Genomic DNA, 12,766 nt, shown 5'->3' with positions numbered 1-12,766 from the left:
TACTACGAACCTTGGCTATGCCTGCCCGAGCCTTCGTTCAATTCGAAAGGTGTCGGTAAGAGATGCGCCGTTGCGCGTGCGTGGCAGGTAAGATTCTCCCTACTCATTTTCTTGTTGAGAAGACGCTTTCTCCCATGCGGCTGCGCCACATTGAAGTGCTGAGAGCAATCATGATCACGGGCTCGATCAGCGGAGCCGGCGATTTACTCCATGTATCGCAACCCGTGGTCTCACGCACGCTGCAGCACGCCGAGCAGCAAGCCGGGTTCAAGTTTTTCGAACGCGTGCGCGGGCGCCTTGTGCCGACCAACGAACTGCAGTCGATTTATCCCGAAGTCGAGCAGGTGTTCGCCGCCATCGAGAAACTGCGCTTTACGTCGGCTTCCGTGCGCCGCGGTGGTGCGCCGCTGCGCCTCGCGGTCACGCCAAGTCTGGCCAACAGCGTATTGCCGCGCGCGATCGAACGTATGCTCGTCACCCATGCGGACGCTGCCTTCGAACTGGCGACGTTGCATACGAACGAGGTCGTCGCCGCGTTGCGCGCCGGCGCGGTCGATCTCGGCATCTGCCTGTCGCCGCCCGCGGTGCCGGGCATCGAGGCGCACGTACTGTCGACGGGGCAAATGGTGCTCGCGACGCCGATCGGCTGGCCGCGGCTGCTGCGTCAATCGGCGCCGCTCAGCGAACTCGGTTATCTCGCGGATCGACCTTTCATTCGCTTACACGACGGTACGCCGCTCGGCTCGCTGATCGGTCAGCGATTGCAGCACGCAAGCCTGGGGCTGCAGGCCAACATCGTCGTGCAAACCTATTCCATCGCGCGGGCCCTTGTCACGCAAGGCATCGGCTATGCGCTGCTCGACACGTTCACGGCCGTGGCAGGCGGCCCGGGCGAGCTACACGCCTATCTGCTTTCGCCGGAACTTCAGTTCGAAGTGAAGCTGCTCGGCACCAGCAAGACCCTCGACGGGCCGTTCGCCGAATCGCTGCGCAGTTGCGTGGCGTCGGCTGCCGGCGAGCTGCGCGATGCGCTCGGCGCGATCGTCAGCGAACATCGGGTCAACCTCGCATGACGATGGTGCATGGCCGGATCCGCGTGGTGCAACGTTTGCGCGGACGTCGTGCGTACGTGTATGTCTCGCAGCTATAGCGAGACGACGAATTCGTATATCGATGCATTGTCCACGCCGGTACATTCAATCGGCAGCGCTGCCATGCGCTTCTGCGCGCTCGGTCAGCGTGTGTCGAAAGTGTCGTCGGTCTGGAAAATGGATACGAGAACGAAATGCTGCGGCGTCGAGCTATGGCTCGCGCAGGAGGTAACGAAACGCATCGCGGCGCGCTCACGCGGCGATGCAAAAAAGCGGTTCGATACGGCGTGCCGATGCTCTCGCGGCGCGGCGGCAGAGCCCCCGCGGCTCGGGCTCGCGGGTTCATTCGGGCAGCAAGCCGCGGCACTGCGCGCGGAGATGGTGGTCGCCGTGCAGTTGATGTCGGCCGAGGAGCCGGAGGAACGGGCGCGCTTGCTGCGCGCGCTGTTGCATGTCATGGGCTTTAGCGCGCTCGCCTATGCACGGGTCGATGAGCGGGCAGAACACCGTTTGACGGCTCACGCATGGGCGCTCGACGACACGGCGCCGCATCACTTCGGCCGCGAGTATATCGAAGGCGGCTACGGCGGGCTCGATCCGCGCCTTGCCGCAGTCAGCGCGTCGAGCGTGCCGCTCGTCTGGGATCTCGACTGGCTGCTGCGCGCGTGGCGTCGAGACGGCTCGCCGGAAGCGTTACGCGGTTTGTTTCCGGCGCTCGAGTGCGAAGGCGTTCAAAGCGGCGTCATGTTCAGCATTCCCACCGCTCCTGGCGGCGTGCGCGCCGTCGTCAGCCTGGCGGCTGGCCGGACAGGTGCCGAATGGATCGCCGAACATGTGTTCGTGCAGGCGCTCGCGTTCGGTTTGTCGTTGCATCGCTTCGCGTCGGACCCAAGGCGCCTCGCTATCGAAGTCGGCGCGCCCGATGTTGTTCAGAAAGAGACGCTGACCGAGATGCAGGCGCGCATTCTGTCGTGTCTCGTCGGTGGGCTGTCGGACAAGCAGATCGCGGCGCGTCTGCAAACGACGCCGCACAATGTCGACTATCACCTGCGTCTGTTGCGTCGCCGATATGGCGCGGCCAATCGCACGCATCTCGCGTTTCTGCTCGGCGGCTCCACGCATCGATGAACCGTGGGGCGGTTTCGCTCGATGCCGCCGTTCATGTCGGTTCAACGCAGGATCTTGACGGTGCCATTGCGGGGCAGACCATCGCTGACGCAGTCGGACAGTACGACGATGCCGGGCGCGCACCGCGATGCATGCGCACCGCGCGTCGAACGGGAAAGCGCGGCGCGGGCAGGCCCGCCGCGCGCGGCCGACGAAGAGGGCGGCGCAGCCCCGCCTGGCGCGAGCGGAATCGGGGCGACCTCGTGATGCCCATCGTCGAGTGCATGGGAAACGACGCGTTCGACGTAGCCCGCGGTAAATCCGGTGGTGAAGTTGCCGCTGTAATAGCACGACAGTGCTTTGCGCAGCGCGTATTGTTCGTTGGCTTCGACGCGCGCCGCACGCGCGAAGCATTCGCCGAGAATCGACGCCGCGACGCGCAGGTTTGCACAGGGGTCGAAGATCGAGGTGACGGATTCGCCGAAGCGCGCGAGGTTATAGCGATTGACCTGGCCGAGGCCGAGGCTGAAGTTGTAGCCGAGCCGCGTCAGGTTGTCGACGGTCGCAAGGGCCTCGTCGAGCGAGGCGGGTTGGCGCACGAGATGCGAGCCGACGACGCCGATCGCATACGGGTTGTAGCCCGATTCGACACTGACGAGCGCGGCCAGCGTATGCCCGTCGACATTGGGTGCGCAGCGCGCGGCCAACGAAAGAAAATCGCTGGCGCGCGCGGCGCTTGCATTGACGGCGAGAAGCAGGGCGACGATAGCGGCCGTCCAGATGCGACGCATCGCTCTTCCTCCCGACTAGCGGTATGACAGCACGAGCCCATGCACGAGCAGCGACCAGCCGTCGAGCATGACGAACAGCAGCAGCTTGAACGGGATCGAGATCGTCGTCGGCGAAATCATCTGCATGCCCAGGGCAAGCAGAACGTTCGCCACGATGAGGTCGGTCACGACGAAGACGACGTAAATCACGAAACCGATCTGAAACGCACGCGTCAGTTCGGAAAGCATGAAGCTCGGCACGAGCACCATGAGGTCGTCCGCCTTCAGCGTTTGGACGCGTTCGGCCGGCCAGATCGCCGTGGCCGAGCGCATGAAAAAGTTGCGTTCGCCGGGCACCGTATGTTGCTCGAGGAATTTCTTGAGCGGCGGTGAGATCGCCTGCCCGATCGCGACGACGTCGTCGACGCTCAGGGAACTGCCAATCGAAACGTGATCCTCTTGCATCTTGTCGAGGATGCTGCCGCCCACGGGCGCCATGATGTAGATCGTCAGGATCAGGGCGATGCCGTTCAGCACGATGTTCGGCGGCACTTGCTGCACGCCGAGCGCCGTGCGCAAGAGGCCCAGCACGACGACGAGCTTCGTGTAGCTCGTGACCATCAACGTGGCGAACGGCAGCGTGCCGAGCGCCACGATCAGAAAGATGGCTGTTACGGGACTCGGCATGCTACTCATCGCCGTTCTCCGAAAAACGCGAGACGCGGACGCCGAGCTTATTGCCGACGGCGATCAGATGCCCTTGCCCGACGAGTGCGCCGTTCGCGCGGATATGCACGGTGCTCTGATTGAGCGGCTGCTCGAGTTCGATCACGTAACCGCTCTTGAGCGCCTTCAACTCGGCGAGCGGCATCGATCGTTCGTCGAGCTCGAACGACACCCGTACTTCGAGCGCGTCGAGCTGCGCGAGCTTCGGCTCGGCGGACGCCTCGCCGGCCGCCGTTTGAGCGCTCGCGGTCGATGTCGGTGAGTTCGGCGCCGACGCATCGGAGCGCGGATTGGACGTCACGGGATTCTCCTCGATTTGGTCGATGACGATGCGCGTACCCACCGCTTTCGCCATCACGGTCAGGCGCCCGTCTCGCGTCGTCGCGATGCAGCGAAGCGCCTGACCGAACGATTGCCAGCGTTCGATGCCGATGATGTCGCCCGGTGCGATCGAACGAAGTTCGCCAACGCTAAGCATCGTCGAACCGACCTCGAAGTGCAGCGCTATCGGTAACGTGTCGAAATCGGATGCTTCCACCTTGGGCGGCGGCGGCTCTGTGGGGCAGGCAAGGCCCAGGAAGCGCTCTTCCGCAAAACGCAATGCGCCATGACAGCGCCATGCGCTGCCGGCCTTCGTCACGGAAAAGCGCAACAGGTCGCGCTCGTTGATGAACTCGCTCTTGTGCACGTGGGCGCCGGAGTGTGCGACGCCGAGTTCGATGCGCTGGCGCGTTTTCGCTTCGAGCTGGTCGATGATTGGGGCAAGCGCATCGGCAAGCAGCGCACAGCGAATTTCAACGGGCACGGTTTCGCTGGCGGCATCGCCGATCAACTCGTGTTCGCCGATCGCGTCCAGCACGAACCAGCCTTCGGCCGGGCCGAAGCGGAACGTGTAGACGTGACCGGGCGCCGCCAGTTCGGCGTCGGCGTCCCAGCGCAATGCGTAGTTGCCGCGTGCCAATGCCAGTGCGAACGGTGCGGGCCACGCGTACGCGCGATTGAGCGCGTGTGCGGCGAGCGTACTGATCCGCGGCAGACCGGCGGCGCTGGCGAGGGGCTGGGCCGCCTGAGGTGCGGAAGCGGAACGTGCAGCGCCGGTCTCTCGCGACGCATTCGCTTCGCGCGGCACGCTTGCGTCGCGCGTGGCGCTCGCGGGAGGAGCGAACATCAGCGTCAGACGACGAACAAGCGGCCCGCGAGGTACGCGAGCTGCACACGGTTGAGGACGCCGTACTTCTTGCGGATTTGTCGCATGTGATAGTCGACGTTGCTGCGCGACATGTTCAGTTGCTGCGCGATTTCGCGGTCGCTGAGGCCGCTGGCCGTGAAGTTGAGGATGCGCCGCTGCAGATCGGAGAGCGTCGGCGTTTGCGCCATCGACGCCATTTGCCCCGCCAGGAACGCGTGGACACCGAGGCCGAGCGCATAGGCCTGGCCTACGACGCGGTCGTTGATCCATTCGCTCGTTGCGTTGACGGAGCTGAAGATCATCACGCTGTGCTCGAGGCTGCCGGGATCGACGAGGCCGAAGGCGATGCCGCTGCGCGTGCCGCAGCCGTCGGCGTCTTCGAGAAAGCGCTGCATGCGCTCGCTCGATGCGGGGGTGACGGGGCCGTCGGCGGCGAGCGTCTCGTGGTCCCAAACAAGGGGCCAATCGTGCCGGCAAGCAAAGGCCATGCGCGGGTCGACGTCGAAGTAGCGCTGATCGACGTAGCGCTGCGCCCAGCCCGGCGGCGAGCACAAGTCGAAGTAGCGCGCGCGATTGACCATCTCGCCGAGCCGCGTCAATCTGCAGTAGCAGAACCAATCGAAGCCGATCGTACGCAGGGCGATGCGCAGCAACTGCTTGCGCTCATGCGCCGAATGCGCGGCGGCGAGGTCGGTCGCGATTTCGGAGGCGCGATCGCCGCCGTTCGCGTCGCCTGAACGGCCGACGTTCTTGCTGACTACGAGCTGGCAATCGGCCACCTCGATAAAGTCGATTGCGTGTCGGGGATCTCGCTCGCTGCTGCCTTTCGGCAGGCGCTTGCGCGCCTCGGGGTTCGTCATGCAGTCCTCCTTCTTGTAAGCGGCGCTACGCGTGTTCGAGCGTAGTTTCATGGTTTTCGACTATAGCCGTAGGGGTATAGGCCGCGGAACTGCACTGTTCAGTAGTGTTTCGGGGTGACCTCGCAGTCGATTTGCGAATTACTACGAAATTCACGATTGAGACGACCACCCCTCGCTCTTACACTTTCCGTCGCGGATCTGCGTTTTCGCATAGCGTGAATTGGAAATATTCGAGCGAGGGCTCTCATGTCGGTGGCGGCGCTTAGGAAGCAAATGAGGGGGTGGTTGCCGGGCCGAAGCGGCGCCGACGACGCGCGTCGTCCCGTGAAACCCTACGATCTTGCGTTGGCCGGCTTCATGGCGATCGTCGTGTCGCTATTTGTATTGCCGCTGCCCACGGCGGTGATGGATGCGCTCATTTCGCTCAATCTGGCCATCAGCGTCGTATTGTTGACGGTGTCCACCTATCTGCCGTCGGCGCTGAGCTTTTCGTCGTTTCCGGCCATGCTGCTGTTTACGACGTTGTTGCGTCTGTCGCTGAACATTGCCTCGTGCAAGCTGATCCTGCTCCACGCCAGTGCCGGACACATCATCGACGCATTCGGGCGGCTCGTCGTCGGCAACAATTTTGTCGTCGGCGGTGTGGTGTTTCTGGTCATCGCAATCGTGCAGTTCATCGTGATTGCAAAAGGCTCGGAGCGCGTGGCCGAAGTCGGCGCGCGTTTTTCGCTCGATGCGATGCCCGGCAAGCAGATGAGCATCGACGCCGATCTGCGGGCCGGGATCATCAGTTCCGACGAGGCGAAGCGTCGGCGCGAGCGGCTCGAACAGGAATCGCAGCTTCACGGCGCGATGGACGGCGCGATGAAGTTCGTCAAGGGCGATGCAATCGCCGGGACGGTCATCGCGTTCGTCAACATTCTGGCCGGCATTGCGGTCGGCACGGTCATGAAGGATATGAGCGTGGCCGACGCGCTGCACCGCTACGCAATCCTGACGGTTGGCGACGGCATGTCGGCGCAGATTCCGTCGCTGCTCGTTTCGATTGCTGCCGGTGTCGTGACCACCCGCGTGGCGACGCGCGATGCGAACGACAGCCAGCTCGGCGAGCAGATCGGCAAGCAGGTGACGGCCCATCCTCGCGCGCTGCTGATTTCGGCGGTCATCTTGCTCGCCTTTGCGTGCGTCCCCGGCTTTCCTGCCTGGTCGTTCGGCTTGCTTGCGCTTGCAACGGGCGGTGGCGGCGTGTTGCTGCTGCGTCGGCGCAAGGCGATGCCGCCGCTCAGGCTCATTACGCTGGCCGAACCGATCTCCGACGAAGGCGAAACGGAGGTGGGGCCGCATACGTCGGGCGTGACTTCGCCGCTGGCCGTGACGTTGTCGCGCAACCTGTCTCCGCATCTGAATCTCGTGCGTCTGCAAGAAGCGCTGGCCGCGGCGAAGACGAGCGTCGATGCCGACATCGGCCCGATCTTCCCGCGTGTGCATGTCGCGTTCGATGCCGCGATGTCCGATGGCAGCTATCAGGTGTTCGTGCAGGACGTGCTCGCATCGGAAGGGCAATTGCGGCCCGATCAACTGTTGTGGGACGGGGCGACGCCATTGCAGGAGAACGTCGAGCGCACGCCCGGCGAGTCGTTCGGCCCTTTTTCGCAGCCGGTCTGGCTGCCGCTCGATGCGCGCGCCGCGGAATCCGACGCCAAAGAGGCCGCGCCCGTTGCTACGAACAACGCCTGGGGTCTCGGCGCGAGCAAAGCCAGGGTGACACGCACGGTCGGATTGCGCAGCGAGGATGTGCTGGCCCGACACGTCGAAAGCGAAGTGCGCAAGCACGCGGCCGCGCTGATTGGTATCCAGGAGGCGCAGCACCTGATCCGGCTCGTGCGCCGCGATTATGCCGAGCTCGTCGCCGAGCTGATGAGGCTCGTTCCGCTGCAACGGATTACCGAAGTGCTCAGGCGGCTGCTCGTCGAAGACATTCCGATTCGCAATCTGCGGATCATCTTCGAAAGCATGATCACGTGGGCGCCGAAAGAGCCCGAGGACACGGTCGCGCTCGTCGAGCTGGTGCGGGTCGATCTGCGCCGGATGATCACGGATCGTCACGTCGGCAATGCCCGCAAGCTCGACGTCATCATGTTCGAGCCCGTGCTGCAGGAGCGTATCGAACAGGCCGTGCTGCGGACAAAGCAGGGCAACATCCTCGCTCTCGCGCGCGAGGTCAAGGACGACGTTTGCCAACAGGTGCGAAACATCTTCGACGGTCACCAGAGCGCGTCGGGCGCGAGCATGCCGCGCAAGCGCGCGACTTCGGTGCGCACGGCGGTCGTCGTTTCGCTCAATGCGCGCCGCTATGTACGCACGACGCTGGCCGGTGCATTGCCGGACCTGCCGGTGCTCTCGTATCAGGAACTCGAAGAAGACGTCGAGTTGCGCACGATCGGCTGGGTGATGAACCCGGCGATGGGTTCGTGAAGAACCGCCACCCCATGAGGCAGAGGGCTATCGGATGACTACGGAAACGATTCTGGATATTACGCGGCAAGCGCTGCTGCTCGTGCTGATGCTGTCGCTGCCGGTCGTGCTCGTGGCGGCGGGCACAGCGCTGTTCGTTGCGTTGGCGCAGGCCGTCACGCAATTGCAGGATCAAACGATCGGCCTGGCCGCACGCATGATCGCGGTCATGGTGACGATCATCGTGACGGGCGGCTGGATCGGTCGCTCGGTTTTGTTGTTCGGTCAGCAGTCTTTTGCGAGGTTGTTTTGAGCATTCCGATGCCTTCTTCTCGTCGCATGCGCCGCGCTCACGCTGCTCGTTCCCGTGACGCTGTGCGTCTTTCGCAGCTCGCCCTTGGCGCGCTCGCATTCTCGCTCGCCGGTCTCTTGGGCGTGCCTCGTTTCTCGCATGCCGCTGAATTGCAATGGCGCGACCGCCCTTATACGATCGTCGCCGACGGCAAGAAGGTTTCGGATTTCGTGCGCGAGCTCGCTTCCGCGCAAGGTGTCACCGCCGTGATCGACCCGAAGGTCGACGGCACGATCAGCGGCCATTTCTCGGGGTCGCCGCTCGCGACGTTGCGCAGTGTCTGCGCCACCTACGGGCTCACGTACTACTTCGACGGGTCGCTGCTTTATATCGACCGCGCCGAGGATGGGCAGACCCAGGTGTTCCCGATCCCCAAAGGCAGTGCGGGGGAGCTCTCGCGCACGCTCGAGGCGATGCAGATTCCCGACAAGCGCTTCCCGCTGATCATCAGCGATCGCGAGAATACGATTTACGTATCGGGTCCGCAGCGCTACGTCGAACTCGTGCGGCAGGCGATCTCGACGATCACCGACCCGAGCCGCGGGCTCGATCGCGCCGAGATCCGTGCGTTCCCGTTGCGGTACGCGTATGCCACCGATTTTCAGGTCAATCGCGCGGGCAAGGAAGTGACGATTCCGGGCGTTGCGACGACGCTGGGCCGCCTGTTCGGCAAGAACGAGGAGAACCGCGGCTTGCCGGGCTTTGGGGCCCGGCTCGGAACGCAGACCCGGCAGGTCAAGCTGTCGTCGGGCGATACGGTGAACGTGCCGAAGCTCTCGATCGGCGCGGCAAGTGGCTCGGATACGGCCGGCGGCACGTCGGGCGAATCGCTCGGCGGCTCGGGTCAGCCGATCGCGTTGCCGCAAATCGTTGCCGATGCGGGCACGAATTCGGTCATCGTGCGCGACGTGCCCGAGCACATGGCGCAATATGCGCAGCTGATTTCGGCGCTCGATGCGAGGCCGCGGCTGATTGAAGTGGGGCTCACGATCATCGACATCGACGAGAGCGCGCTCGACTCGTTCGGTGTCGATTGGCGGTTGCATACGCCGGGCGGCGATTTCCAATTCGGCAACGGCGCCAACCCGCCGCTTCAGTTCAGTTCCGGCTCCGAGAGCGGCCAAACCGGCGCGACGACACCGGCGGGCATGGCGCTGACAGCGTCGATCGGCGGCGCGATGCGCAACTATCTGCTCTCGCGCATCAATCTGCTTGAGAACAAGGGGCGGGCACATACGCTGTCGAAGCCGCTGATTCTGACGCTCGACAACAATGAGGCGATCCTCGAAAACCTGACCCAATTCTATGTCCAGGTGGCCGGGTATCAGGACTCCTCGCTGTACGGCATCACAACGGGCACGAGCGTCAAGGTCACGCCGCGCATCGTCAACGATCTGGGCAAGCCCGGTGTGATGATGTCGATCGATATCGACGATGGCGAACTCAGCAGCACGCTGACAGTGACACAGGTGCCGGCAGTCATCGAGCGCAACATCGTGACGAAGGCGATGATCGACGAAGGCAAGAGCCTGCTGATCGCCGGCTTCAACAATGACTCGCTCACGACCAAGAAGACCGGCATTCCATGGATTTCCGACATTCCATGGATCGGTAACCTGTTCAAGTACACGTCGAAGGACGGGTCGCGCTCCGACCGGTTCTATCTGCTCACGCCGCGTGTCGTCGAAACGGCGAGCACGTTCGATCCGAGCGCGCCGCCTCTGGGCGACGAATCGTTGATTCCGGGGCAGCCGCTCAATTCGGGCGAGGCGATGCCGAACAAGCCGAGTGCGCCGCTGATCGTTCCGCCTAGTGCAGCGCCGGGCACGCGGCCGCCGTCTTCGAGCGCGGCGCCCGCGCTCGATTCGGGCACCCCTGCTGCGGCGCCGAAGGCGCCGGCGAAGGAGGGCGTGCGCGCGAGTGCGTCGACTACGGCGGCTGCGCCTGCGTCCTCGGTCTTGCCTTCGAATGCGCCCGCGCATGACGGCGTGCCTGCCGAGACGAAGCCGGGGATGCGGACGGGCGCAGCCACGCAAATCGTTTCGTCGGCGGTGTCGACGTACGGATCGGAGCATTGAATGAGCGACGAGGCGAGCTCTCCATCCAGGCAGGCCGCGGTGGCTTCGACGAAGGCGCCGTGGAGTCTGTCGTTCTTGAGCGGGCCGTTATACGGCCGCACGTTGGCGCTCAAGCTCGGCGACAACTGGGTGGGCTCGTCCGCGCAATGCGATGTGATCGTGCCCGATCGCGACATCGCACCGCGGCAACTGCGGCTTTCGGTGGGGCAGATCGCCGTGTCGGTGCAGAACGTCGGCGATGTCGAGGCGACGCTCAATGGCGTCCCGCTCGACGCGACGCGACGCGCGCTGCGGCACGGCGACGTCGTCGAAATCGGCGAACTGAAGCTCGGCATCGTGCCTTCGGCGGAGCCGCGCGCATCGGCTGGTGCGTCGCAAGCGCAACCTGCGACGGGCCGGCTCACGCGTTGGGCGGCGGCGCCTTGGGCGGCGTGGATGGCCAGCCGGCGCTTCGTCGTCGGCCTGGGCGTGCTTTGGGGCGTGCTCGTGCTGGCCGGGGGGGCCTACCTTGCGATCGGCGCGACCGATCCGTTCTGGTTTCAGGCCAGCGCGACCGAACGCATGCAACAGGTGGCGGCGGCGCTGCACGACTATCCCGAACTGAGCGTGAAGCCAACGAGCACCGGCTTCGTCGTAGCGGGCTATGTCAACTCGCTATCGGATCGCGATCGGATTCAGCGGATCGTGCAGACGTTTCCGCAGACGACGATCGGCGACGTCTATGTGATCGACGAGTTGCTCGGGTCGGCACGGCTCTATTTCAGCGATACGCCGCTATCGGTGACCTACGGCGGACACGGCACGCTGCTCGTCGGCGGCGCGGCCAACCGGTCGCTTCAGCAGCGTGTCGCCAATTTCACGAAAGACGCGCGGCCCGCGTTGCAGGTCATCGATCACGTGGCCTATGCAGGAGGGGCTGCGCCCACGAACAAGAAGGCTGCGCCGCCGATCGCCGGCGAGGTGCCCGACATCGTGGGCGTCTATGACGACGGCAGCGGCACGCGTTTCATCGAGACCTCCGACGGGGCGCGGTATTTCGAAGGTTCGCGATTGCCCGGCGGGCTCGAAGTGCGGCAGATCAGCACCGACCGTGTGATCTTCGCGAGGGGAACGGATCGATTTTTCATGGATGTGAGCTCGGCGGCCGCGCACGAATTTGTCGCGGCGCCGCCGGGCTAGGTTTCGCGGTGCGGCGTACCGGCGAAAGCGCCGCTCGCGTAGTCGGGTTCTGGCGAGGCGAATGGCCTCGCTTGAGCAAGCAAGCGCGGCAACGCGCGTTTGTTAAGCGCCCTAGGCAAAAGGGGCATCGCATTTAAATCGCAAAGGAGAGAAACAATGGCAAGCATCGGTGGCACGAGCAGCGTCGACAGCACGTTCAGCGACATGCAAAAGCAGGAACAAGACTTCCAGATCAAGAGCCTGGAATTCAGCACGTTTCAGGACGGCAACAAGGCCGCCATGTCGGCCGTGCAAGGCAAGAGCAGCACGGTAGACACGATGTGCCAGACGTTGCGTCAGGGCGCGCACGTTTCGTAAGTTAACCGGGCGGTATCTACCGCCTGGTTGTGACCGGGCGTTGCGCAAGCGGCGCCCGGCCGGTCGATTTTTTTTGTTGTTCCGATCATCAGTGAGGCACATATGACCGTTCCAGCCGTCCCGACTGTCGAGTTGTCGGAAGCGAGCAAATCGAAGGGCGCGAGCGCGGCCGCGGCGGCGACTCAGGCGATGCCGGCCGCGCCCAATCAGGAAGCGGACGCCGCGGAGGCGAGCGCGTTCCATGCGCATATGTCCGCGCAGTCGGCCGAGTCCGCGCCTGTCGGCACCGTCCATATGCATCGTGGTGTGCATGAGACGCGCAGTTTGGATGCATTGGTCGACCACATGCGCAAGGAAACGGCCGCGTTGGACGCGCGTTACGACGCAGCGATGCAGCAGATGGAGCACCCGGCCGCATTGCTCGATACGAGCGACCCCGTGCTGGCGATGGTGAAGATGGCCGATTTCACGATGACCACTTCGGCGACCATGCAGCAGTATCAGTTCAGTATGACCATGGCCGACGCATCGAATGGCGTCACCCATTCGCTGCTGAAGAACAACGCCGAGTAGCCGGTTATCGCGCCACGCACGCGGATAACG

At 64.1% G+C, this 12,766-nt stretch carries 12 protein-coding genes; 8 read left to right on the top strand and 4 right to left on the bottom strand.

Features of this window, described 5'->3' with window-relative positions; genetic code table 11:
• The first annotated feature begins 62 nt into the window (after positions 1–62).
• Complete coding sequence (locus C0Z19_RS22685; RefSeq protein WP_102612088.1) at positions 63–1,073, top strand: LysR substrate-binding domain-containing protein; 1,011 nt, start codon at positions 63–65, stop codon at positions 1,071–1,073.
• 60 nt (positions 1,074–1,133) lie between these two features.
• Complete coding sequence (locus C0Z19_RS22680) at positions 1,134–2,219, top strand: helix-turn-helix transcriptional regulator (RefSeq protein ID WP_158243050.1); 1,086 nt, start codon at positions 1,134–1,136, stop codon at positions 2,217–2,219.
• A gap of 41 nt (positions 2,220–2,260) precedes the next feature.
• Here C0Z19_RS22680 and C0Z19_RS22675 read toward each other — a convergent pair whose 3' ends face one another.
• From C0Z19_RS22675 to C0Z19_RS22660, 4 genes are read right to left on the bottom strand one after another with little or no spacing between them, the layout of a single operon-like run.
• Positions 2,261–2,989: a lytic transglycosylase domain-containing protein gene (locus C0Z19_RS22675; protein WP_102612086.1), complete on the bottom strand. Its 729-nt coding sequence runs from the start codon at positions 2,987–2,989 to the stop codon at positions 2,261–2,263.
• Between the two features lie 15 nt (positions 2,990–3,004).
• Entirely contained in the window at positions 3,005–3,664 is a 660-nt protein-coding gene (gene sctR, locus C0Z19_RS22670; protein WP_102612085.1) for a type III secretion system export apparatus subunit SctR, read from the bottom strand.
• Positions 3,657–4,862 (bottom strand): type III secretion system cytoplasmic ring protein SctQ, encoded by a 1,206-nt coding sequence (gene sctQ, locus C0Z19_RS22665; RefSeq protein ID WP_102612084.1) that lies wholly within the window; start codon positions 4,860–4,862, stop codon positions 3,657–3,659. Before sctQ ends, sctR begins: the two co-directional genes overlap by 8 nt.
• A gap of 5 nt (positions 4,863–4,867) precedes the next feature.
• Positions 4,868–5,743 carry a helix-turn-helix transcriptional regulator gene (locus C0Z19_RS22660; RefSeq protein ID WP_175084071.1) on the bottom strand — a complete coding sequence of 292 codons (876 nt, stop codon included), beginning with the start codon at positions 5,741–5,743 and terminating at the stop codon, positions 4,868–4,870.
• A 246-nt stretch (positions 5,744–5,989) separates the two neighbouring features.
• Between C0Z19_RS22660 and sctV the strand changes: the two genes are divergently transcribed.
• The 6 genes from sctV (at position 5,990) to C0Z19_RS22630 (ending at position 12,736) form a co-directional block, all read left to right on the top strand.
• Positions 5,990–8,218, top strand: a complete 2,229-nt coding sequence (sctV, locus tag C0Z19_RS22655) for a type III secretion system export apparatus subunit SctV (protein WP_175084070.1) — start codon at positions 5,990–5,992, stop codon at positions 8,216–8,218.
• 34 nt (positions 8,219–8,252) lie between these two features.
• Positions 8,253–8,510: a type III secretion system export apparatus subunit SctS gene (gene sctS / locus C0Z19_RS22650; RefSeq protein WP_102612082.1), complete on the top strand. Its 258-nt coding sequence runs from the start codon at positions 8,253–8,255 to the stop codon at positions 8,508–8,510.
• 8 nt (positions 8,511–8,518) lie between these two features.
• Entirely contained in the window at positions 8,519–10,627 is a 2,109-nt protein-coding gene (gene sctC, locus C0Z19_RS22645; protein WP_233196244.1) for a type III secretion system outer membrane ring subunit SctC, read from the top strand.
• On the top strand, positions 10,628–11,806 hold the full coding sequence (locus C0Z19_RS22640; RefSeq protein WP_102612080.1) for an FHA domain-containing protein: 1,179 nt from the start codon (positions 10,628–10,630) through the stop codon (positions 11,804–11,806).
• A gap of 156 nt (positions 11,807–11,962) precedes the next feature.
• Positions 11,963–12,163, top strand: a complete 201-nt coding sequence (locus tag C0Z19_RS22635) for a hypothetical protein (RefSeq protein ID WP_102612079.1) — start codon at positions 11,963–11,965, stop codon at positions 12,161–12,163.
• A gap of 102 nt (positions 12,164–12,265) precedes the next feature.
• Positions 12,266–12,736, top strand: coding sequence for a hypothetical protein (locus tag C0Z19_RS22630; protein ID WP_102612078.1), 471 nt, complete (start codon positions 12,266–12,268; stop codon positions 12,734–12,736).
• The last annotated feature ends 30 nt before the right edge of the window (positions 12,737–12,766 follow it).

The organism is Trinickia soli, from assembly GCF_002879855.1.
Taxonomy (GTDB): domain Bacteria; phylum Pseudomonadota; class Gammaproteobacteria; order Burkholderiales; family Burkholderiaceae; genus Trinickia; species Trinickia soli.
Note: the sequence above shows the minus strand (reverse complement) of the source record. Positions and strands in the feature narration are given on the sequence as shown.

Bases quoted from the DNA above. Each gene is read 5' to 3' on its own strand.
- sctV (WP_175084070.1), top strand. From the start codon at position 5,990: ATGTCGGTGGCGGCGCTTAGGAAGCAAATGAGGGGGTGGTTGCCGGGC.
- sctR (WP_102612085.1), bottom strand. From the start codon at position 3,664: ATGAGTAGCATGCCGAGTCCCGTAACAGCCATCTTTCTGATCGTGGCG.
- C0Z19_RS22660 (WP_175084071.1), bottom strand. From the start codon at position 5,743: ATGACGAACCCCGAGGCGCGCAAGCGCCTGCCGAAAGGCAGCAGCGAG.
- C0Z19_RS22675 (WP_102612086.1), bottom strand. From the start codon at position 2,989: ATGCGTCGCATCTGGACGGCCGCTATCGTCGCCCTGCTTCTCGCCGTC.
- sctS (WP_102612082.1), top strand. From the start codon at position 8,253: ATGACTACGGAAACGATTCTGGATATTACGCGGCAAGCGCTGCTGCTC.
- sctQ (WP_102612084.1), bottom strand. From the start codon at position 4,862: ATGTTCGCTCCTCCCGCGAGCGCCACGCGCGACGCAAGCGTGCCGCGC.
- C0Z19_RS22630 (WP_102612078.1), top strand. From the start codon at position 12,266: ATGACCGTTCCAGCCGTCCCGACTGTCGAGTTGTCGGAAGCGAGCAAA.
- sctC (WP_233196244.1), top strand. From the start codon at position 8,519: ATGCCTTCTTCTCGTCGCATGCGCCGCGCTCACGCTGCTCGTTCCCGT.
- C0Z19_RS22680 (WP_158243050.1), top strand. From the start codon at position 1,134: ATGTCTCGCAGCTATAGCGAGACGACGAATTCGTATATCGATGCATTG.
- C0Z19_RS22640 (WP_102612080.1), top strand. From the start codon at position 10,628: ATGAGCGACGAGGCGAGCTCTCCATCCAGGCAGGCCGCGGTGGCTTCG.
- C0Z19_RS22635 (WP_102612079.1), top strand. From the start codon at position 11,963: ATGGCAAGCATCGGTGGCACGAGCAGCGTCGACAGCACGTTCAGCGAC.
- C0Z19_RS22685 (WP_102612088.1), top strand. From the start codon at position 63: ATGCGCCGTTGCGCGTGCGTGGCAGGTAAGATTCTCCCTACTCATTTT.